The sequence below is a fragment of the Kitasatospora sp. NPDC056076 genome, assembly GCF_042266305.1.
GTDB lineage: Bacteria > Actinomycetota > Actinomycetes > Streptomycetales > Streptomycetaceae > Kitasatospora.
The window spans coordinates 1-20,257 of record NZ_JBHJWG010000040.1; the positions used below are offsets into that span (position 1 = coordinate 1).

The window sequence follows — 20,257 nt, forward strand, 5'->3', positions numbered from 1 at the left end:
GCAACGGGGCTACAGCGTTCAGGTGGAGTTGTTGATCGGCGCTCGTTTCGGCGAGCTGCCCAGTAATTCCCGAGAAGCCGCTCAGCCCGTGGTCAGGCCCGCGACCAGTTCGTCGGCCGCGCCGTACGGGTCCAGCTCGCCGTTGACCACCCGCTCGGCCAGGCCGGCCAGGTGGCGGTCGCCGGAGAGGTCGCCGATCCGGGCGCGCAGCTCGGCCAGCGCGATCGCCTCGATCTCCTGGGCGGCCCGACGGCGGCGGCGCGCCGCCAGCTCGCCGGTCTCCTCCAGCCAGGCGCGGTGCTTCTCCAGGGCCTCGACCACCTCGTCCACGCCCTCGCCGCGGGCCGCGACGGTCTTCACGATCGGCGGGCGCCAGTCCCCCGCCTCGCGGGCCTCGCCGAGGCCCAGCATGTGGTTGAGCTCCCGGGCGGTGGCGTCGGCGCCGTCCCGGTCGGCCTTGTTGACCACGAAGACGTCGCCGATCTCCAGGATGCCCGCCTTGGCGGCCTGGATGCCGTCGCCCATCCCGGGGGCCAGCAGCACCACGGCGGTGTCCGCCTGGGCGGCGACCTCGACCTCGGACTGGCCCACGCCGACGGTCTCGACCAGGATCACCTCGCAGCCCGCCGCGTCCAGCACCCGCAGCGCCTGCGGCGCCGCCCAGGACAGCCCGCCCAGGTGCCCGCGGGTGGCCATCGAGCGGATGAACACCTCGGGGTCGGTCGCGTGGTCCTGCATCCGGACCCGGTCGCCCAGCAGCGCCCCGCCGGAGAACGGCGAGGACGGGTCGACGGCGAGCACCCCGACCCGCTTGCCGAGCCGCCGGTAGGCGGAGACCAACGCCGAGGTGGAGGTGGACTTGCCCACCCCGGGCGAGCCGGTCAGGCCCACCGTGTACGCCTGCCCGGTGTACGGCGCGAGCGCGGCCATCGCCTCCCGCAGCTGCGGGGCGGCGTTCTCGACCAGCGTGATCAGCCGGGCGACCGCCCGCGGCCGGCCCTCCCGGGCCTGCTCGACCAGCGTGGCGACATCGATCATCAGGAGCTCCTTGCGCGGATGCCGGCGGGTGGCGGCGGCGTACGGCGGCGAACGACGGCAGATGCCGAAGGGGCCGCGGACCACTTGTGGCGGTCCGCAGCCCCGGAGGTCGGAACAGATCAGGCCTTCGGCACGCGCACGATCAGCGCGTCGCCCTGGCCGCCGCCGCCGCACAGCGCGGCCGCGCCGACCCCGCCGCCGCGGCGCTGCAGCTCCAGCGCGAGGGTCAGCACCACGCGGGCACCGGACATCCCGATCGGGTGGCCGAGCGCGATCGCGCCGCCGTTGACGTTGACGATGTCGGCGGAGACGCCGAGGTCCTTCATCGACTGGTGGGCGACGGCCGCGAACGCCTCGTTGATCTCGATCAGGTCGAGGTCGGAGACCTCCAGGCCCTCCTTGCCCAGCGCGTGCCTGATCGCGTTGGACGGCTGCGACTGGAGCGAGTTGTCCGGGCCGGCCACGTTGCCGTGGGCGCCGATCTCGGCGATCCAGGTCAGGCCCAGCTCCTCGGCCTTGGCCTTGCTCATCACGACCACGGCGGCGGCGCCGTCGGAGATCTGCGAGGAGGTGCCGGCGGTGATCGTGCCGTCCTTGGTGAAGGCGGGGCGCAGCTTGGCCAGGCCCTCCACGGTGGTGTCGGCGCGGATGCCCTCGTCCTGGCTGAACAGCACCGGCTCGCCCCTGCGCTGCGGGATGGCGACCGGGACGATCTCGGCCTCGAAGACGCCGTCGGCCTGCGCCTTGGCGGCCCGCTGGTGGGAGGCGGCGGCGATCTCGTCCTGCACGTCGCGGGCGATGCCCAGACGGGTGTTGTGCTTCTCGGTGGACTCGCCCATCGGGATGTTCTCGTAGGCGTCGGTCAGACCGTCGTACGCCATCGCGTCGAGCACCTCGACCGCGCCGTACTTGTAGCCCTCGCGGGACTTCGGCAGCAGGTGCGGGGCGTTGGTCATGGACTCCTGGCCGCCGGCCACCACGATGTCGAACTCGCCGGCCCGGATCAGCTGGTCGGCCAGGGCGATGGCGTCCAGGCCGGAGAGGCAGACCTTGTTGATGGTCAGCGCCGGGACGTTCATCGGGATGCCGGCCTTGACGGCCGCCTGGCGGGCCGGGATCTGGCCGGCGCCGGCCTGCAGCACCTGGCCCATGATCACGTACTGGACCTGCTCACCCGTGATGCCGGCCCGCTCCAGCGCGCCCTTGATCGCGAAGCCGCCGAGGTCGGCACCGGAGAAGCCCTTGAGGGAACCGAGCAGGCGGCCCATCGGGGTCCGCGCACCGGCAACGATCACAGAGGTGGTGTTGGTCATGGGACGGGCCCCTTCGCACGTCGTGGCCAGGTGGTGAGGATGCGCTCAGGGTACTGACCCGTTTTCCGCCCGTCACCGGAGCGACGGTGTGATCGAGCGCACTGGCACCGTCCAGTCAACACCGTGTCAATGCGATCCGGGTGAACGTCCGGGTGATTCCCGGCGTGTGAGCAGGCTCGCACGTCCGGCACTGGCGCCGCCTCGGGGCCGTACGCTGCACTGGGTGCCACTGTCCGTCCACCGCCCCCTGGAGGCGCCGTGCTGACCCGCATCGACCACATCGGCATCGCCTGCCGAGACCTCGACAAGACGGTCGAGTTCTACCGCGCGACCTACGGCTTCGAGGTGTTCCACAGCGAGGTCAACGAGGAGCAGGGGGTCCGCGAGGCCATGCTCCGGATCAACGGCACGGACGACGGCGGCGCCTCGTACCTCCAGCTGCTGGAGCCCACCCGCCCGGACTCCACCGTCGCCAAGTGGCTGGAGAAGAACGGCGAGGGCGTGCACCACATCGCCTTCGGCACCGCCGACGTGGACGGCGACGCCGAGGCGATCCGCGACAAGGGCGTCCGGGTCCTGTACGACCAGCCGCGGATCGGCTCGATGGGCTCGCGGATCACCTTCCTGCACCCCAAGGACTGCGGCGGCGTGCTGACCGAGCTGGTCACCTCGGCCCAGCCGGGCGAGCACGAAGGGCACTGAAACGACCTCGGAACCGCTCCCGGTGCCGCCCGCTCCCGGGCGGCACACCGGAATTCGGCACTAGCGACCCGTCAGTAACGTGGTCCGGCAGCCGGAAAACCCCCACGCGGCCATTCCCCCGCGGTGCGCGCCCACTACAATGCCCAGGTGCGCGAAGACTCCGGGGGACGGAGGCGACGGGCACGGCCGATGACAGGCCTGTCCGCCCTCCGGTGGCCGGCCCGTCGCAGGGGAGTCCAGTACGCGGGCACGGCTGAACAGTCGCAAGACGGATCTGTCACCATTCTCCACAGGCAAGAGTTCGCCCAGGAGTCCACCCGGACGGGGGAACGCGGCACGTCCGCGCTCCCGCGACCAGGACTCCGACGACCGCGGCGGACGGCTCCGGCTTGGCAGCGGGTCGTCCGGTGGGCGCGGATGCAAGGACCAGTCGGACCAGGACCCCGGACACGGGTGGCCGGGACCGGCCCGGTCGAGGACGCGACCAGGAGATGGATGGGACCGCGGAGTGCGGGGCAACGACCGCTACGAGGTTGACGATCACCTCTCCCAGTTCGAGGCCGAGATGGGTCGGACTCGGAAGGAGCGGGACAAAGCAGTCGAGCATGCCGAGGACCTCGCCTACCAGGTGGAGGTGCTCCGGGCCAAGCTGCACGAATCCCGGCGCATGCTCGCCCAGCCGCGCGCCTTCGACGCCGTCTCCGGCCAGGCCGAGCAGATGCTGCGGACCGCCGAGATGCAGGCCCAGCAGATGCGCGCCGACGCCGAGCGCCAGCTGCGCGACTCCCAGGCCGCCACCCAGCGGATCATGGCCGAGACCGCCGAGCGCACCGCCCGGCTGGAGGCCGAGCTCGCCGCACGCCGCCGCCAGCTGGAGGACGAGCTCACCGAGCTGCGCCGCTCCGCCGAGCAGCACGTCAACGGCTGGGCCGAGCAGACCCGGTCCGGCTCCGAGCAGGAGGCCCAGCGCCTCCTCCAGGACGCCCGCGCCGAGTCCGAGCGGATGGTCGCCGCGGCCCGCGCCGAGGCCGCCGCCCTCTCCGACCACGCCCGCGCCCAGACCGCCGCCGACGTGGACGCCGCCCGCGGCGAGGCCCAGGCCGCCGCCGAGGCCGCCCTCCAGAAGGCCCAGAACGACGCCGAGCGACTGCTGCGCGCCGCCTCCGAGCACGCCCAGCAGGCCGGTGCCCAGGCCGCCGCCGATGTGGACGCGGCCCGCGGCCAGGCCCAGCAGGAGCTGGCCGCCGCCCACGCCGCCGCCGAGCAGCAGCTGGCCGTCGCCCACACCGAGATCAGCCGGCTCAAGGAGCAGGCCGCCGCCGAGCAGGCCCGCGCCGAGCAGCAGCTGGGCGCCGCGAAGGCCGAGATAGAGCGGCTGCGCGACGCGGCGATCGCCGAGGCCGAGCGCGCCCGCCGGGAGGCCACCGAGCTGCGGGTCCAGGCCGAGCAGGCCGCCGAGCAGCTGCAGGCCGACGCCGAGGCCGCCGCCGAGCGCAAGGTCGCCGACGGCGAGGCCGCCACCGAGCAGCGCTCGCAGACCGCCCGGGCCGAGATCGCCCGGCTGGTCGCCAACGCCACCAAGGAGTCCGAGGCCATCCGGGCCGAGGCCGAGGCGATCCGCAGCAACGCCGCCACCCGGCAGGCCGAGGCGGACGCCGCAAAGGCCGCCGCCGCCGAGGAGAGCGAGCGGCTGCGGGCCACCGCCGAGTCGGTCGCCGCCCAGTTGAAGGCCGAGGCCGAGGCGGCGATCGCCGAGCTGCGCGCCCAGGCCGACCGGGACGTGGCGGAGCTGCGGGCCCAGGCCGACGCCGACGCCCAGCGGCTGCGCGGCGAGGCCGAGGAGGCCGGCCGCGCGGCCGGCGCCAAGGACGCCACCGTGCACCTCGCCAAGGCCGCCAAGACCGCCGAGGAGGTGCTCGGCCGGGCCAACCAGGACGCCGAGACCGCCCGCGGCGAGGCCTCCGCCGAGGCCGAGCGGATCCGCGCCGAGGCGCACGCCGAGGCCCAGCGGCTGCGCGAGCAGGCCCAGGCCGCCGTCGAGCAGGCCCAGAACGCCGCCCTGGACGACGCCGCCGCGATCCGCGAGCGGATCGAGCAGATGCAGGACGAGGCCGCCCGGCTGCGCGCCGAGGCCGAGGAACTGCGCGCCCAGGCCGCCGCCGAGGCCGACCGGGCCCGCAGCGAGGCCCGCCGCCAGGCCGTGCTGCAGATCGAGGAGTCGGCGAAGAACGCCGAGGAGCTGCTCACCAAGGCCAAGGCCGACGCGGACGAGCTGCGCGCCGGTGCCGCCGGGGAGATCGAGCGGCTGCGCACCCAGGCCCAGGAGCAGGCCGCCGAGACCCAGGGCCGGGCCGAGCAGACCCTGGCCCGGGCCCGGACCGAGGCCGAGAAGATCACCTCGGCCGCCGAGCAGCAGGGCCAGGACGCGGTGACCGCCGCCAAGGCCGCGGCCGCCGAGAACCGCGCCGCCACCGAGCGGGAGACCGCCGAACTCCGGCGCGGCGCAACCGAGTTCGACCAGCAGGTGCGCACCGCGGCAACCGCCGCCGCGGAGGCCCTGGCCGCCGAGTCCCAGGCCGAGGCGAACGCCGTCCGGGACGCCGCGGTCGCCGACGCCGAGCGGGTGCGCTCCGAGGCCGACACCGAGGCCGCCCGCACGAGGGCCGAGGCCGAGGCCACCGCGAACGCGCTGCGCGAGGAGAGCCGGCGCGAGCACGAGGAGGCCGCCGCCGGGCTGCAGCGCGAGCGTGAGGAGACCGCCGAGCAGCTGGCCGGTGCCCGCACCGCCCGCGAGCAGGCCGAGCAGGGCGCCGCCGAGCTGACCGAGCGCACCGCCCGGGAGAGCACCGAGGTCCGCGCGGCCGCCGACCGGTATGCCGCCGAGCAGCGCGAGAACGCCGACCACGAGACGGCCGAGCAGCGCGAGGAGGCGGAGCAGTACGCCGCCGAGCACCGCGCCGAGGCCGAGCGGGCCGCGGCCGAGCTGCGCGCCCTCGCCCAGCAGGAGACCACCCAGCAGCGCGAGAGTGCCGAGGCCTACGCCGACCGCGTCCGCACCGAAGCCGAACAGCACGCCACCGAGCACCGCGCCGAGGCCGAGCAGTACGCCGCCGACCACCGCACCGAGGCGGAGCGGGCCGCGGCCGAGCTGCGCACCCTCGCCCAGCAGGAGACCACCCAGCAGCGCGAGAGTGCCGAGGCCTACGCCGACCGCGTCCGCACCGAAGCCGAACAGCACGCCACCGACCTGCGCACCGAGGCGGAGCAGTACGCCGCCGACCACCGCACCGAGGCCGACGAGCTGCTGGAGCAGGCCGGCGCCGCCGCCGAGCAGCGCCGGGCCGAGGCCGCCCAGGACGCCAAGGCCACCCGCGAGAAGGCCGCCGCCGAACTGGCGCTGGCCGACGAGCAGGCCGAGACGGTCCGGGCCGAGGCCGGCCGGGAGCTGTCCGAGGCCCGCGCCACCGCCGACGCCATCCGCGCCGAGGCCACCGCCGAGCTGGAGCAGGCACGCGCCGACGGCCAGGACGTGGTGGCCGCCGCCCGGGCCGAGGGCGCCGAGCTGGTCTCCACCGCCGAGGACGAGGCCGCCGAGGTCCGCCAGTCGGTGGCCGGCCTGCACGAGGCCGCCGCCGAGCAGATCGCCGCGCTGCGGGCCACCGCCGAGCAGGACGCCGCAGACACCCGCGAGCGGGCCGAGCAGGACGCCGTCGAGGTGCGCGAGCTCGCCGACCGCGAGACCGCCGACCAGCGCGACCTCGCCGAGCGGGAGACCACCGAGCAGCGCGAGGCCGCCGACCGGTACGCCGTCGAGGTGCGCGAGCTCGCCGACCGCGAGACCGCCGAGCAGCGCGACCTGGCCGACCGCGAGACCGCCGAGCAGCGCGAGCTCGCCGACCTCGAAACGGCCGAGCTGCGCGCCCGGACCGAGGCCGAGACCACCGCCCTGCGCGAGCGGACCGAGCTGGAGCTCACCGCCGAGCGCGAGGCCGCCGAGGCCGAGCTCGGCCGGCAGCGGGCCGAGGCCCAGGCCTACGACGAGCAGCTGCGCGCCGAGGCCGACGCCGAACTGCGGGCCGCCCAGGAGGCCGCCGAGCAGCTGCGCGCCGACTCCGAGGCGCAGGCCGTCCGCACGGTCGCCGAGGCCGACGCCCAGGGCCGGCGGGCGATCGCCGACGCCGAGGAGCTGGCTGCCGGGCTGCGCGCCGAGGCCGAGGAGTACGCGCTCGCCACCCGCACCCTGGCCGACGAGTACGACGCCTCCACCCACGCCCGCGCCGACGCCTACGACGCGCAGACCCGGGAGGCCGCCGAGCAGTTCGACAAGGCCACCCGGGACCGCGCCAAGTCCGTGCTGGAGAAGGCCTTCGCCGACGCCGAGTCGCTCGGCGAGGACGCCCAGACCACCGCGCTGGCCACCACGGCCGCCGCCGAGGAGCAGGCGGACGCGATGGTCGCGGCCGCCCGCAAGGAGGCCGACCGGCTGGTCGCGGCCGGCGAGGCGGCCGGTCAGGCCGAGGTCGAGAAGGGCCGTTCCGACGCCGACGTGCTGCTCGCCGAGGCCCGCCGGGACGCCACCGCGATCCGCGAGCGCGCCGAGGAGCTGCGCGAGCGCACCGACGCCGAGGTGGAGGCGCTGCACGAGCGGGCCCGCAAGGAGAACGCGGCGGCCATGAAGTCGGCCGGCGAGCGGGTGGACGCGCTGGTGACGGCCGCCCAGGAGCAGCTGACCGAGGCCGAGGAGCAGGCGGTGGCCACCGTCGCCGAGGCCGAGGACCGCGCCGCCGCCCTGGTCGCGGCCGCCGAGGACCGGGCGTCCGAGCTCACCTCGGAGGCCTCTGCGGAGGCCAGCAAGGTCCGGCTGTCCGCCGTCCGCAAGGCCGAGGGCCTGCTCAAGGAGGCGGAGACCAAGCTCGCCAACTCCACCGACCGGGCCGAGTCGCTGATCGAGAAGTCCGAGGCGAAGCTGCGCGCGGCCGAGACGGAGGCCGAGGAGCGCCTCGACGGCGCGGCCGCCGAGGCGGAGAAGCGGCTGCGCGACGCCGACCGCACCGCGGACGAGCAGATCGAGCTGGCGAAGGCGGAGGCCGAGCGGCTGATCGCCGAGGCGAAGGCCGAGGCCGAGCGGGTCACCGGCGAGGGCCGGCGCGAGCTGGACGAACTGGTGCGCCGCCGCAAGGACATCAACACCGAGATCTCCAGGGTCCAGGACGTGCTCTCGGCGCTGGAGGCGTTCGAGGCACCGACACCGGTCGCCCAGGTCAACGGGGGAAGCAACACCAAGAAGGACGGGGGCGCCAAGGCCGGTGCCGGAGTTGGCTCCCCCCGGTCGGGTGGCAATCGTTCCAAGAACGCACCACCCGATTGAGCGGACATTGACGGTCATTGTCCGTGAGACAACGGCATTTCGCCGTCGACACTCCGGTACCGTGTCAGGATTCCCTCAACCACCTCAGCGGTTTGACGACAGGAAGCCCAGAGTCCCATGAGCGACAGTCACTCCCCTCACGGCTTCGACCTGGTACGCCGTGGGTACGAGCGCGCCCAGGTCGACGAGCGGATCACCAAGCTGGTGGCCGACCGTGACAGTGCCTTGACCCGGATCAGTGCACTGGAGAAGCGCATCGAGGAGCTCCACCTCGAAACCCAGACCGCCCAGGCGGCGGTCGCCGAGCAGGAGCCCTCCTACGCCGGTCTCGGCGCCCGGGTCGAGAAGATCCTGCGGCTCGCCGAGGAGGAGGCCAAGGACCTGCGCGACGAGGCGCACCGCGCTTCCGAGCAGCACCGCGAGCTGGCCGAGGCCGCCGCCCAGCAGGTCCGCACCGAGGCCGAGAACTACGCCAAGGACCGCAAGGCCAAGGCGGAGGACGAGGGGCTGCGGATCGTCGACAAGGCGAAGAGCGACTCCGCCCAGCTGCGCGCCGAGGCCAACAAGGACGCCCAGAACAAGCGTGAGGAGGCGGACGCCCTCTTCGAGGAGACCCGCACCAAGGCCGCCCAGGCCGCGCTGGAGTTCGAGACGAACCTGGCCAAGCGCCGCGAGCAGTCCGAGCGCGACCTGGCCGCCCGTCAGGCCAAGGCCGAGAAGCGCCTGGCCGAGATCGAGCACCGGGCCGAGCAGCTGCGCCTGGAGGCCGAGAAGCTGCGCACCGACGCCGAGCGCCGGGCCCGCCAGACCGTCGAGACGGCCCAGCGCCAGTCCGAGGACATCGTGGCGGACGCCAACGCCAAGGCGGACCGCATCCGCAGCGAATCGGAGCGCGAGCTGGCGGCGCTGACCAACCGTCGCGACAGCATCAACGCCCAGCTGACCAACGTCCGCGAGATGCTGGCGACGCTGACCGGCGCGGCCGTGGCCGCCGCCTCGCTGCCGAACGACGACACCATGGGCGTGCCCGCCCAGCAGTCGCGCTGACGCAGCCGCTGACGCAGTCGCCGGCACAGCCGCCGACGCGGTCGTACGACAGGCCCTCACCCGCCCGGGTGAGGGCCTGTCGCGCGTGCGGCTGTCACCACCTCGGGGGCATTTACCGGGGGTAGGCCCCGTCCGGCCGCTGGTACCCGCTGCTGAGCTGGTTGCCCTCGTCGTCCGACACGGTGCCGTACCAGGAGGTGCACCAGACCGACACCGAGTCGGGCCAGTACTGCACCTCGAAGGGGTGCCCGGACCCGTAGTCGCCGTACGAGGTGACGATGAAGGTCTCGCCGGGGCGCAACCAGTAGTCCTCGCCCAGCGGCTCCAGGGTCAGCTCCACCAGCCCCTCGCCGCGGTTGGTCACCGGCATCCGGCCGGTGACCTCCAGCGCGGAGAAGTCCCAGCCCGCCTCGTCCGGGCTCATCCGGCGGCCGCCCGGGCGAGCAGCCGGCGCGCGGCCGCGTCGAACGCGCCCGGGGACTCCAGGGCGCTCAGGTGGCCCACCCCGGGGACGACGGTCAGCTCGGCGTCCGGGCGGGCCCGGTGCATCAGTTCGGCCTCCTCGGGCGCCACCAGGGCGTCCAGGGCGCCCGCGAGGAACGTCACCGGCACCCGGAGCCCGGCCAGCACCTCCAGGGAGTCAGGACGGGCCGCCATGGCCCGCTGGGCCCAGGCGACGGAGGCGGGCGGCGCGGCGGCCACCATCGCCTGCACCCGCTCCACCAGGTGCTGGGAGTCGGGCCCGAGCTGCCCGGCCGCGACCCGCTCGTCCAGCAGCAGCTGGACGCTGCCCCGGGCGGTCACGGCGGCGGCGATCCGCTCCCGGTCGGCCCGGGTGGCGTCCCGGTCCGCGGTGGCGCGGGTGTTGGCCAGCAGCAGGCCGGACAGCCGGTCCGGGTGGCGGCGGGCGAAGGCGAGCGCCACGTAGCCGCCCATGGAGAGCCCGCCGACCACCGCGCGGTCGATCCCGGCCGCGTCCAGCAGCAGCGCCAGGTCGTCGGCGACGAGGTCCAGCGAGGGTTCGTCGGCACCCAGCTCGGTCCCGCCGAAACCCCGCTGGTCGGGGGCGAGCACCCGGGCCTCGTCCCCGGTCAGTCCGGGCAGCGCGTCCAGCTGGGCGGACCACATCGAGGCGTTCAACGGAAAGGCGTGCAGCAGCACGAGGGGTGTTCCGGTACCGCTCTCGCGGACGGACACTGCGGAGGGGAGCTGACTCATGCAGCCACCGTATTGCGGCACGCCCGACGGGCCCACTCAGCGGGCCGCGATATCCGCTTTGTCCTAGCCTGCCAGAGAGCAAGGGAGCGCCAATGATCGAGTTGCACGACCTGACGAAACGTTACGGCAAGACGCTCGCGGTGGACCGGCTCAGCTTCTCGGTCCCGCAGGGAGTGGTCACCGGCTTCCTCGGCCCCAACGGCGCGGGCAAGTCCACCACCATGCGCATGATCCTCGACCTGGACCGCCCCACCAGCGGCCGGGTCACCCTCGACGGCAAGCGCTACGGGCAACTCAGCGAGCCGCTCAAGTACATCGGCGCCCTGCTGGAGGCCAAGGCCGTCCACCCCGGCCGCACCGCCCGCGACCACCTGCTCTGGCTCGCCCAGAGCAACCGGATCCCGGCCGGCCGGGTGGACGAGGTGCTCGCCCTGGTCGGCCTCACCCCGGTCGCCCGCAAGCGCGCCCGCGGCTTCTCCCTCGGCATGGGCCAGCGCCTGGGCATCGCCTCCGCCCTGCTCGGCGACCCGGAGATCGTCATGTTCGACGAGCCGGTCAACGGCCTCGACCCGGAGGGCATCCTCTGGATCCGCAACCTGATGAAGCGCCTGGCCGGCGAGGGCCGGACCGTCTTCGTCTCCTCCCACCTGATGAGCGAGATGGCCGTCACCGCCGACCACCTGGTGGTCATCGGCAGGGGCCGGCTGCTCGCCGACCTGCCGATGCCGGAGTTCATCCGGCGCAACTCCCGCTCCGCCGTCCGGCTGCGCACCCCGCAGCCCGAGCGCCTGCTCGACGTCCTGGCCGGGGCCGGACTGCGGCACGAACCGGGCCCCGACGGCTCCTACGAGGTGGTCGACGGCGACATCGCCCGGCTCGGCGAACTGGTCTCCGCGCACGGCGTGGTGCTGCACGAACTCAGCCCCCAGCAGGCCTCGTTGGAGGAGGCGTTCATGCAGATGACGGCGGACTCGGTGGAGTACCACGCGGGCGACGGCCCCGGCCGGGACGCCGCCGGCGCGCCCGGCACCTGGGGCGCGGGCTGGCAGACGGACGGAGCGGCGCCGACCGCGGCGGCGCAGCAGGAGGAGAACTGAGATGACGTCCTTCCCGGCGATCCTGCGCTCCGAGTGGACGAAGATCCGCAGCGTCCGCTCCACCGTCTGGACCCTCGCGCTGGCCTTCGTGGTCACCGTCGGCATCGGCGCGCTGCTGTCCCTGCTCACCAACAACAACTTCACCGAGTTCAGACGCCACGAGGAGACCCCGTTCGACGCCACCGGCACCGCCTTCTCCGGCATCATGCTCGGCGAGCTGGCCATCATCGTCTTCGGGGTGCTGGCGATCGGCAACGAGTACAGCAGCGGCATGATCCGGGTCACCCTGGCCGCCGTCCCCCAGCGCGGCACCCTGCTGGCCGGGAAGGCGACGGTGCTCGGCGGGCTGGCCCTGGCGGTCTCGCTGGTGACCGCCTTCGTCACCTTCTTCGTCGGCCAGGCACTGCTCGGCCCGCACTCCACCACGCTGGGCGAGCCGAACGTGCTGCGCGCGGTGCTCGGCGCCGCGCTCTACCTGACGATGCTCTGCCTGTTCTCGGCCGGCGTCACCGCCATGCTGCACAACCAGACGCTCGCCCTGGGCGTGCTGGTGCCGTTCTTCTTCCTGCTCTCGCCGATCCTCTCGGCGGTGCCGAAGGTCAAGACCCTGGCCCACTACTTCCCCGACTACGCCGGCTCGCGGATGCTGCTGGTGTACGAGCAGAACGGCCAGCCGTACGGGCCGTGGGCGGGCTTCACGATCTGCCTGGCCTGGACCGCGGCCGCGCTGGTCGGCGGCGCGCTGGTGCTCAAGAACCGGGACGCGTGACGGCCCGGCGGACTCAGTGGCGCGGAGCGCCGCGGCCCCGCAGCACGTTGGAGGCCCGGCGCTCCCGCGCTCCCCAGCACGCCCGGTGCCAGTGCCGCCGGTCGTCCACCCCGGCGCCGTGCATCGGCCAGGCCACCACGTGGCCCACCCCGGGCGGGATCTCCTGGTCGCAGCCCGGGCAGCGGTAGAACCGTCCCGACGTCCCGGCGACCGTCTGCACCACCCAGTCGTCACCCTGGTAGTTCTCGGTGCGGCGCAGCGATCCGCCCAGCGGGGCGGCGGCCGGTTCGGCGTTCTCGCGGTCGGCGGCGCTGTTGATCCGGTTGCGGCGGGGCACGGCGGACTGCCTCTCTTCCGGGGGCTCGAAGTCGCTCCAGCCTACGGGTGTCAAACCCTTTTATTGGCCCCTATCACGGCTTCGGTCGACCCGTCCGGGGTTTTTGCCGAGATCCACCCGATCATCGGGGAAATTCGGGGTTCCGCGTGCCATTGGCACATGACATCGGATACCCACGAGTGGACAGGCGGGGCCCGCAGACCCTGCGTGCACCCGAGGAGGCCCCCAGGATGACCAAGACCAGCCCGCGCGCCGAGACCCGCCGACCCGTCGGCGTGCGCCCACCCGCCCCGGGCCCGGCGCTCACCTGCGTACCGCCGCTGGCCGTCACCGGCGAACCGCTGACCGCCGCCCAGCGCACCGGCGCACTGCCGCCCGACACCGCCCCGGTACGGGTCGGCGCGTTCCTGTTGTCCGCGCAGTTCCCCGGGCAGAGCCACGGCGAGGTGCTGGAGCGCACCGTCCGGGCCACCGTCGAGGCGGAACGCGCGGGCCTGGACAGCGTCTGGCTGGCCGAGCACCACTTCGTCCCGTACGGGGTCTGCCCGGACGCCGCCACCCTCGCCGCGCTGCTGCTCGGCCGCACCCGCCGGATCGGCATCGGCACCGCCGTCAGCGTGCTCTCCACCAGCCACCCGGTGGCGCTCGGCGAGCAGGCCGCACTGCTGCACCTCACCTCCGGCGGGCGCTTCACGCTCGGGGTGGGCCGCGGCGGGCCGTGGATCGACCTGGACGTGTTCGGCAGCGGCGTGGACGCCTTCGAGAACGGCTTCCCGGAGCGGCTGGACCTGCTGCTGCGCTGGCTGCGCGGCTCCCGGGTCGGCGCGGACGGACCGCAGTTCTCCTTCCCCGAGGTCGCGGTGGTGCCGCGGGCCACCGAGCCGGTGCGCCGGCCGGGCCTGGGCAGCTGGCTCGGCCTGGACGAGCCGACCGGCCCGGTGCGCTTCCCCCGCCAGCGCCAGGACGCCGACGGCCTCGCCGAGGAACGCGACCGCACCGGACGGCCGGTGGCCGGCCCGCCGGTGGTGGTCGCCTGCACCTCCCCGGGCGGGGTGCGGCTGGCCGCCGAGCGCGGCCTGCCGATGCTGCTCGGCATGCACTCCGGCGACGAGGACAAGGTGCGGATGCTGGAGCTCTACCGCACCGCCTGGCTGGCCGCCGGGCGCGGCGAGGAGCAGCTCCGCCGGGTGACCCGCCAGCACGTCGCGGCGGGCGTGGCCCAGGTGGACGACCGCACCTCGGCGGCCCGGGCCACCCTGCTGAACGCGATGCCCGGCTGGTTCGAGTACGGGCTCGGCGCCCACCGCACCGTGGACGGCCGCGAACGCAAGATGCGCGACCCGCACCAGTACACCGAACTGCTCTGCGACCTGCACGCGGTGGGCACCCCGAAGCAGTGCGCCGACCGGCTGCTGGCCACCGCCGAGCGCACCGGCATCCGCCGCTTCGCCCTGCTCGCGGAGGGCAGCGGCGACCGCGAGGCGACCCTGCACAACATCGCCCGGCTCGGCTCCGAGGTGCTGCCGCAGCTGGGCTGACCGCCGGCCCGGACCGCCGCCCCTCCCCCCGCACCGGGGGACGGGGGCGGCCGGCTCCGGCCGGATCAGCAGTCCCGCAGCTCCTCGGACTGGTTGAGCAGCTGCTCCCGGACGGAGGTGAAGCGGTCGTACCGCGCCTCGTTGGCCTCCGACGGCACGAACACCGCCACCCGGTGACAGTTCTGGAAGGCCAGCCGGACACCGAAGTGGCGCTGCAGGGCGCCCCGGATGGCATCGCTGGCCAGGGCGCGCAGCAGCTGGCCGCGGGCCTGCTCGCTGGGCGGCGGCACCTGGTTGTCGGCGAAGTCGGTACCGTCGACCTTCGCCTGGGCGACCAGCGAGCTGATCAGGTCCCAGGCGTACGGCAGCGAGACGCGGACGCAGTCGACGAATTCCCGCTCGTCGACCTCGCCCCGCTCGGCCTTTTCCAGCAGGGCCGGTGAGACGTCGAGCGACATGGATTCTCCTCTCGCGGTCCACCCGCGCGGCGCCCGGGTGGTCATGCGTAGTCCAAGCTCACAGTGAGGGTGGGCGAAATCGCAGGAGGTGTCCGGAACACCGTCGGACCGGGGTTTCCGGCACCTGTTGCGAAGGCGGCGGCGCCACGGGACGTGACGTCCTGAACACCGACCGCGTCAGAACAGCGTGGCAGTCAACGGCGGAGCAGGCCGGTCGTTCCTGCGGATTGCTCCGGAAATACGCCGTGGTGCACCAGATTGGCCTGATCCCGTCGGATCGTTCATCTGAAGTCTCCGTCCCCGTTGACAGCGACCCCGCATCCGTAGCGTCACACACCGTAGCGACCCCGGGGGGCGTACGCCAGAGCGCGGCGAGCGGCGGCGGGTCCGCCGAACCTCCATGTTCGCGGGGTTCGCGCTTTCTTCACCCGGTCGTCTCGGAATCGCATCAACTGGCCCCGGTGGGCTAGCGTGGTCGACCGTGCGTCTCGTAATTGCCCGCTGCTCAGTCGACTATGCCGGTCGGCTCTCCGCCCATCTGCCCTCCGCCACCAGGCTCATCCTGGTCAAGGCCGACGGCAGCGTCAGCATCCACGCCGACGACCGCGCCTACAAGCCGCTCAACTGGATGTCCCCGCCGTGCGCCCTCAAGGAGGCCGACGGGGTCTGGACGGTGGTGAACAAGGCCGGCGAGAAGCTCATCATCACGCTGGAGGAGGTGTTGCACGACTCCTCCCACGAACTCGGGGTGGACCCCGGCCTGATCAAGGACGGCGTCGAGGCGCACCTCCAGGAGCTGCTCGCCGACCGGATGGAGGTGCTCGGCAGCGGCTGGTCGCTGATCCGCCGCGAGTACCCGACCGCGATCGGCCCGGTCGACATCCTCTGCCGCGACGCCGACGGCGCCACCGTCGCCGTCGAGATCAAGCGCCGCGGCGAGATCGACGGCGTCGAACAGCTCACCCGCTACCTCGAACTCCTCAACCGGGACCCGCTGTTGGCCCCGGTCAAGGGCGTCTTCGCCGCGCAGGAGATCAAGCCCCAGGCCCGCGTCCTGGCCACCGACCGGGGCATCGGCTGCGTGGTGCTGGACTACGACGAGCTGCGCGGCATCGACGACGACAAGCTCAAGCTGTTCTGACCGGTCACGGGGACTTCGTCCCCGTCGGGGACGGGGTGGCCGGACCGGTCGGCACGGCCGGGGTCGTCGCGGGTGCGGTCGGCGTCGCCGAGCCGGTCGGCTGGCTCGGCGACGGCGAGTTGCCGCTCCCGCCACCGGTGCCGCCGCCGGTCTGACCACCGCCGCCGTTGCCCCCGCCGTTGCCGCCCCCGCCCGACCCGCCGGGCTTCTGCCCCGGCGGCTGCTCCGACGGCTGCGGCTGCCCCGGGCCGGGCTGCTGCGACTGCTGCGGGGCCGCCGACCCGGTGGCCCCCGGCGAGGCGCTCGACCGCTTCGACGGTGTGGCGCTCGGCGAGTGCGAGGCACTGCCGCTCGCCGAGGGCTCCGTACCGGCCGCCGTCCCCGCCGGGGCACCCGGCTCGGTGCCGCCCGCCCCGGCCGTGCCCGGGGAGGCGTCGGGGGACGGCGCCGGCACCGGCGCGTTGCCGGTGTCCCCGACCTGGTCCAGCTGAGCGTGCGGGTCCTTCCCCTGGTGCTCCTCGGGCCCGGCGAGGCTCATTGCCACCGCCGTGCCGAGCACCCCGAAGGTGAGCAGGGCCGCGGAGGCCACCACCACCTTGCGCCGCCGCCCGGCCCGGGCCCGGGCCTTGAGGCCGGCCGGCACCCGGGCGGCGATCTTCCGGATCACCGGTCCGCGGCCCGACGCCGCCGGGGTCGCGGCGGCCGGCAGCTGACGGCCGTCGGCGCGCAGCAGGTCGATCATCCGGCCCGCGGCGGCCACCCCGCGCGGCTCCCCCGCGGTGGCCCGCAGGGTCAGGGCGGTCTCCAGTTCGGCGATCGCCCGGGAGGGCTGCCGGAGGCAGATCGCGAGCACGCCCGCCTCGTGGTGGAACCAGGCCTGGTCGACCGTCGAACCGGTCCGCCGGGCCGCCTCCAGGCCGAGCTGGAGGACCCGCTCCCAGGCGCCCCAGCGCAGCGCCAGCGCCAGTGCGGGGGCGGCGGCCCGGGCCAGTCGGACGACCGCCTCGTGCCGCCCCGCCGTCCGGTCCGCAAGCAGCACGCCGACCAGCACCTCGGCCTCGGCGGCGATCTGCGCCAGCGACACCGAGCTGTGCCCGACCCACCAGGCGAAGTGCTGGGCGGCGCCGTCCACGCAGCCGCGGGCCGGCCAGTGCGGGGCGAGCAGGTCGAGCGCCCCGGCGGTCAGCCGGTGGTGCCCGCCGATGGACACCGCGAGCCCGGCGTCGGCGAGTTCGGCCAGCGCGCTCTCGCCCTGGCCGACGTCGATCAGCGCGGGCAGGTGCGGCGCGGTGGGGCACTCGCCGCCGAGCGCGACGGCCAGCCGCAGCACGGCCTGCGCGGCCTCGCCGAGCCCTTCGGCGAGCCGGACGGCGGGCGAGGCGGTCTCGGCGACCGAGGGCAGCGGCACGGTGCGCCGCAGCGCGTTCTCCCGGATCGCCGGGTCGGGGTCGTGGGCGGGCTCCTCGACCGCGCCGAAGACGTCCCGCCGGTCCTCCTCCGCGGCGACCAGCGCGTCCACCGAGACGTCCCGCTGGCGCAGCAGCGCGGCGGCCTGGACGAAGCGCAGCGGCAGGCCCTCGGACTCGAACCAGAGGTCGACCGCCCAGGCCTTCTCGGCCACGTCCAGCGGCCGCCCGGCGAGCCGGGCGGTGAGGGCCAGACAGGCGGGCCGGGAGAGGCCGGGGACGAGGTGGTCGCGCAGCCGGGAGTCGGCGGGCAGCACCGGGCCGCCGGGGGCGACCGAGATCAGGAAGGCGCAACCGGGGGCGGCGGCGAGCAGCTCCTCCAGGTCGTCGCCGGCGGGCTCGGCCTCGTCGATCACGACGACCGCGCCGACCCCGGCGAGGTGGGCGGCCAGTTGGCCCGGGTCGGGGCGGTAGCCGGGGGCGTGGTGGGTGGCCGCGAAGAGGTCCTGGAGCAGGTCGGCGGCGGTGCGGCGGTGGCCGCAGAGCTGGACGACGCCGCCGGGGGCGAGGTCGGCGGCGGCCGCGGCGACGGCCGACAGCAGGGTGCTGCGGCCCGAGCCGGCCTGGCCGACCAGGCGTATCGAGCGGCCCTCGGCGAGCAGGCCGAGGAGTTCGGCGATGTCGGCCTCGCGGTCGAGCAGCGGCAGGTCGGTGGGGCCGGCGCCGAGGGCGAGCGGGCCGACCGCCCGGCCGACGCCGCCGACCGGGCCGCGGGCGGGCTCGCTGCGTTCGATCCGGCGCGGGCGGGGCCGCCACTCCTCCGGACAGGGCCGGGCCTCGGAGCCGTCCGGGGCGCCGACGCCGACCAGCAGGCCGCCGGAGACCAGTTCGCCGCCGCGGGTGCGGGCGGCCTCCTGCCGGAACTCCCCGGATGGCTGTGCCACGTTCTGCTCCGCATCGTGTTCGGCCGCCGGCGCCCCGCGCCGGCCGGCACACGTCTCGGTCGCGGCCGCGGGCGGGCTGTGGGCAGCCGGCCCCGGGCGGCCGTCATCTGACGGGCAGACTCTCGCACATCCGGGCCCGGCCGTGCAGTGCGGTCCCGGTGCGGGGAAGGTGAAGGCCGGAGCCGCCGGTCGGGCCCGGCCCGGTCAGGAGGGCGGCCCGAGGGGCGCGCGAACGGGCGTGCGGCATGTTCCGCGAGCCGCTCCGTACGCCCCCGGAACGGGCGTCAGGAGGCCTGGACCTCGGGGATCCCGCCGTCGACGGCGAGGATGCGGTGCAACTTGGTGGCCACCAGCAGCCGCTGGAGCTGGGCGGGGACGGCCCGCAGCACGAGCCGGCGGCCGATCCGGCCGGCCCGCCGGTGGGTGCCCATGATCACGCCGAGGCCGGTGGCGTCCCAGAACTCCAGCCGGCCGAGGTCGAGCACGAGGTCGCCGAGGCCGCCGTCCACGGCCTGGTGCAGCCGGGCCCGCGCGTCGGCGGCGGTGCGCACGTCGAGGCGGCCTTCGATGGCCAGCGCCGTGTGGTCGCCGGTGATGCGCATGCTCTCCTCCTTCGCCTGGGTGGTCTGGTGCGGGGCGGGTCCGGCCCCGGCCGGGACGGACCGGGAGGCGGGACGGCCCCTGGATCGGAGTGGGAGGGCCCGGGCGGAACGCCTGCGACGGCTCGGCTCGCGCCCGGCCCCGGTCGGAGTGCCGGGTTCCCTCATCTGACGGTGGAGCAGCGCCGCAGGTTGCTGGTTTCCGCCCTGATCTGAAGCAACTTCACTCGTCCGAGGGAATATACGCAGGAACTCTCCACACCTACGCTCGATTACCGCCCAAATCACCCGTCTGCGGCACCGGGCGTGAGGAAACTCACCCGGCCCGGTACGGCGGGCCGTACGATGCCCCGATCGCACGGCCCACCAGGGCGTTCGCTCAGTCCCGCGGGCTCACTTGCCCTCGTACGGGTAGAAGCCGCGGCCGCTCTTGCGGCCGAGGTCACCGGCCGTGACCATGCGGGCCATGATCTCCGGGGCGGCGAACTTCTCGTCCTTGGTCTCGGTGTAGATGTTGTGGGCGGCGTGCAGCAGGATGTCGACGCCGGTCAGGTCGGCGGTCTGCAGCGGGCCCATCGCGTGGCCGAAGCCGAGGCGGCAGGCGGTGTCGATGTCCTCGGCGGTGGCGACGCCCGACTCGTACAGCTTGGCGGCCTCGACGACCAGCGCGGTGATCAGGCGGGTGGTGATGAAGCCGGCCACGTCGCGGTTGACCACCACGACGTCCTTGCCGACGCCCTCGGCGTACGCGCGGGCGGCGGCCAGCGTCTCGTCGCTGGTCTTGTAGCCGCGGACCAGCTCGACCAGCTTCATCATCGGGACGGGCGAGAAGAAGTGGACGCCGACGACCGACTCCGGCCGCCGGGTGACGGCGGCGATCCGGGTGATCGGGATGGCGGAGGTGTTGGAGGCGAGGACGGCGCCGTCCTTGGCGAGCTTGTCCAGCTCGCGGAAGACGCCCTCCTTGACCTCCAGGTTCTCGAACACGGCCTCGACCACGATGTCGGCCTCGGCGACGGCGCCCAGGTCGGTGGTGGTGGTGATCCGGCCCAGCGCGGCCTCGGCGTCCTCGGCGCTCAGCCTGCCCTTGGAGACGAACTTCTCGTACGAGGCGCGGATGCCGGCGAGGCCCCGCTGCAGCGCCTCCTCGGTCACGTCCCGCAGCACCACCGGGTGGCCGGCCTGCGCGGACACCTGGGCGATGCCGGCGCCCATCAGGCCGGCACCGATCACGGCGATCTGCTTGCTGGACGCATTGCTCATGGCTGGGTCTCCCGACGCC

At 74.6% G+C, this 20,257-nt stretch carries 16 protein-coding genes; 7 read left to right on the forward strand and 9 right to left on the reverse strand.

Translation table 11 applies throughout. The annotated features are described in order from the left end of the window. Window positions 1-81 precede the first annotated feature (81 nt). Together meaB and ACFC1T_RS28190 are read right to left on the reverse strand one after the other, a co-directional pair. A complete protein-coding gene (gene meaB / locus ACFC1T_RS28185) occupies window positions 82-1,038 on the reverse strand; it encodes a methylmalonyl Co-A mutase-associated GTPase MeaB (RefSeq protein ID WP_360233689.1) in 957 nt (318 codons plus the stop codon). 119 nt (window positions 1,039-1,157) lie between these two features. Beyond that, window positions 1,158-2,351 (reverse strand): acetyl-CoA C-acetyltransferase, encoded by a 1,194-nt coding sequence (locus ACFC1T_RS28190; RefSeq protein WP_375892941.1) that lies wholly within the window; start codon window positions 2,349-2,351, stop codon window positions 1,158-1,160. Between the two features lie 258 nt (window positions 2,352-2,609). On the opposite strand from ACFC1T_RS28190, the gene mce reads away from it, so the two are divergent. From mce to ACFC1T_RS28205, 3 genes are all read left to right on the forward strand, one after another. After that, the gene (mce, locus tag ACFC1T_RS28195) at window positions 2,610-3,053 is read left to right on the forward strand and encodes a methylmalonyl-CoA epimerase (protein WP_375892942.1); all 444 of its coding nucleotides are present in this window, start codon (window positions 2,610-2,612) and stop codon (window positions 3,051-3,053) included. A gap of 508 nt (window positions 3,054-3,561) precedes the next feature. Further along, entirely contained in the window at window positions 3,562-8,421 is a 4,860-nt protein-coding gene (locus ACFC1T_RS28200) for a hypothetical protein (protein ID WP_375892943.1), read from the forward strand. Window positions 8,422-8,538: 117 nt separating this feature from the next. Beyond that, entirely contained in the window at window positions 8,539-9,468 is a 930-nt protein-coding gene (locus ACFC1T_RS28205) for a cellulose-binding protein (protein WP_188306039.1), read from the forward strand. A 112-nt stretch (window positions 9,469-9,580) separates the two neighbouring features. On the opposite strand, the gene ACFC1T_RS28210 is transcribed toward ACFC1T_RS28205, so the two are convergent. Both ACFC1T_RS28210 and ACFC1T_RS28215 read right to left on the reverse strand, forming a co-directional pair. After that, window positions 9,581-9,892: a hypothetical protein gene (locus ACFC1T_RS28210; RefSeq protein ID WP_375892945.1), complete on the reverse strand. Its 312-nt coding sequence runs from the start codon at window positions 9,890-9,892 to the stop codon at window positions 9,581-9,583. Continuing rightward, window positions 9,889-10,686, reverse strand: coding sequence for an alpha/beta fold hydrolase (locus ACFC1T_RS28215; RefSeq protein ID WP_375892947.1), 798 nt, complete (start codon window positions 10,684-10,686; stop codon window positions 9,889-9,891). Before ACFC1T_RS28215 ends, ACFC1T_RS28210 begins: the two co-directional genes overlap by 4 nt. A gap of 92 nt (window positions 10,687-10,778) precedes the next feature. Between ACFC1T_RS28215 and ACFC1T_RS28220 the strand changes: the two genes are divergently transcribed. After that, window positions 10,779-11,783: an ABC transporter ATP-binding protein gene (locus ACFC1T_RS28220; RefSeq protein WP_375892948.1), complete on the forward strand. Its 1,005-nt coding sequence runs from the start codon at window positions 10,779-10,781 to the stop codon at window positions 11,781-11,783. Window position 11,784: 1 nt separating this feature from the next. Then, window positions 11,785-12,552: an ABC transporter permease subunit gene (locus ACFC1T_RS28225; protein WP_375892950.1), complete on the forward strand. Its 768-nt coding sequence runs from the start codon at window positions 11,785-11,787 to the stop codon at window positions 12,550-12,552. 13 nt (window positions 12,553-12,565) lie between these two features. On the opposite strand, the gene ACFC1T_RS28230 is transcribed toward ACFC1T_RS28225, so the two are convergent. Continuing rightward, complete coding sequence (locus ACFC1T_RS28230; protein ID WP_375892951.1) at window positions 12,566-12,889, reverse strand: ATP/GTP-binding protein; 324 nt, start codon at window positions 12,887-12,889, stop codon at window positions 12,566-12,568. A gap of 230 nt (window positions 12,890-13,119) precedes the next feature. On the opposite strand from ACFC1T_RS28230, the gene ACFC1T_RS28235 reads away from it, so the two are divergent. Beyond that, complete coding sequence (locus tag ACFC1T_RS28235; RefSeq protein WP_375892953.1) at window positions 13,120-14,427, forward strand: LLM class flavin-dependent oxidoreductase; 1,308 nt, start codon at window positions 13,120-13,122, stop codon at window positions 14,425-14,427. Between the two features lie 65 nt (window positions 14,428-14,492). Here ACFC1T_RS28235 and ACFC1T_RS28240 read toward each other — a convergent pair whose 3' ends face one another. Then, complete coding sequence (locus tag ACFC1T_RS28240) at window positions 14,493-14,885, reverse strand: SCO5389 family protein (protein WP_350504362.1); 393 nt, start codon at window positions 14,883-14,885, stop codon at window positions 14,493-14,495. Window positions 14,886-15,366: 481 nt separating this feature from the next. On the opposite strand from ACFC1T_RS28240, the gene nucS reads away from it, so the two are divergent. Further along, window positions 15,367-16,026, forward strand: a complete 660-nt coding sequence (nucS, locus tag ACFC1T_RS28245; RefSeq protein WP_188306031.1) for an endonuclease NucS — start codon at window positions 15,367-15,369, stop codon at window positions 16,024-16,026. A 4-nt stretch (window positions 16,027-16,030) separates the two neighbouring features. Here the strand turns inward: nucS and ACFC1T_RS28250 are convergent, their stop codons facing one another. The 3 genes from ACFC1T_RS28250 to ACFC1T_RS28260 all read right to left on the reverse strand — a co-directional run bounded on the left by ACFC1T_RS28250 (window position 16,031) and on the right by ACFC1T_RS28260 (window position 20,238). Continuing rightward, window positions 16,031-18,376 carry an ATP-binding protein gene (locus ACFC1T_RS28250; protein ID WP_375892955.1) on the reverse strand — a complete coding sequence of 782 codons (2,346 nt, stop codon included), beginning with the start codon at window positions 18,374-18,376 and terminating at the stop codon, window positions 16,031-16,033. Window positions 18,377-18,660: 284 nt separating this feature from the next. After that, on the reverse strand, window positions 18,661-18,978 hold the full coding sequence (locus ACFC1T_RS28255) for an STAS domain-containing protein (RefSeq protein WP_375892956.1): 318 nt from the start codon (window positions 18,976-18,978) through the stop codon (window positions 18,661-18,663). Between the two features lie 390 nt (window positions 18,979-19,368). Continuing rightward, window positions 19,369-20,238 (reverse strand): 3-hydroxyacyl-CoA dehydrogenase family protein, encoded by an 870-nt coding sequence (locus ACFC1T_RS28260; protein WP_375892957.1) that lies wholly within the window; start codon window positions 20,236-20,238, stop codon window positions 19,369-19,371. Window positions 20,239-20,257: the final 19 nt, after the last annotated feature.

Bases quoted from the DNA above. Each gene is read 5' to 3' on its own strand.
- ACFC1T_RS28220 (WP_375892948.1), top strand. From the start codon at position 10,779: ATGATCGAGTTGCACGACCTGACGAAACGTTACGGCAAGACGCTCGCG.
- ACFC1T_RS28205 (WP_188306039.1), top strand. From the start codon at position 8,539: ATGAGCGACAGTCACTCCCCTCACGGCTTCGACCTGGTACGCCGTGGG.
- ACFC1T_RS28210 (WP_375892945.1), bottom strand. From the start codon at position 9,892: ATGAGCCCGGACGAGGCGGGCTGGGACTTCTCCGCGCTGGAGGTCACC.
- ACFC1T_RS28190 (WP_375892941.1), bottom strand. From the start codon at position 2,351: ATGACCAACACCACCTCTGTGATCGTTGCCGGTGCGCGGACCCCGATG.
- ACFC1T_RS28225 (WP_375892950.1), top strand. From the start codon at position 11,785: ATGACGTCCTTCCCGGCGATCCTGCGCTCCGAGTGGACGAAGATCCGC.
- meaB (WP_360233689.1), bottom strand. From the start codon at position 1,038: ATGATCGATGTCGCCACGCTGGTCGAGCAGGCCCGGGAGGGCCGGCCG.
- ACFC1T_RS28255 (WP_375892956.1), bottom strand. From the start codon at position 18,978: ATGCGCATCACCGGCGACCACACGGCGCTGGCCATCGAAGGCCGCCTC.
- ACFC1T_RS28260 (WP_375892957.1), bottom strand. From the start codon at position 20,238: ATGAGCAATGCGTCCAGCAAGCAGATCGCCGTGATCGGTGCCGGCCTG.
- ACFC1T_RS28215 (WP_375892947.1), bottom strand. From the start codon at position 10,686: ATGAGTCAGCTCCCCTCCGCAGTGTCCGTCCGCGAGAGCGGTACCGGA.
- ACFC1T_RS28235 (WP_375892953.1), top strand. From the start codon at position 13,120: ATGACCAAGACCAGCCCGCGCGCCGAGACCCGCCGACCCGTCGGCGTG.
- ACFC1T_RS28240 (WP_350504362.1), bottom strand. From the start codon at position 14,885: ATGTCGCTCGACGTCTCACCGGCCCTGCTGGAAAAGGCCGAGCGGGGC.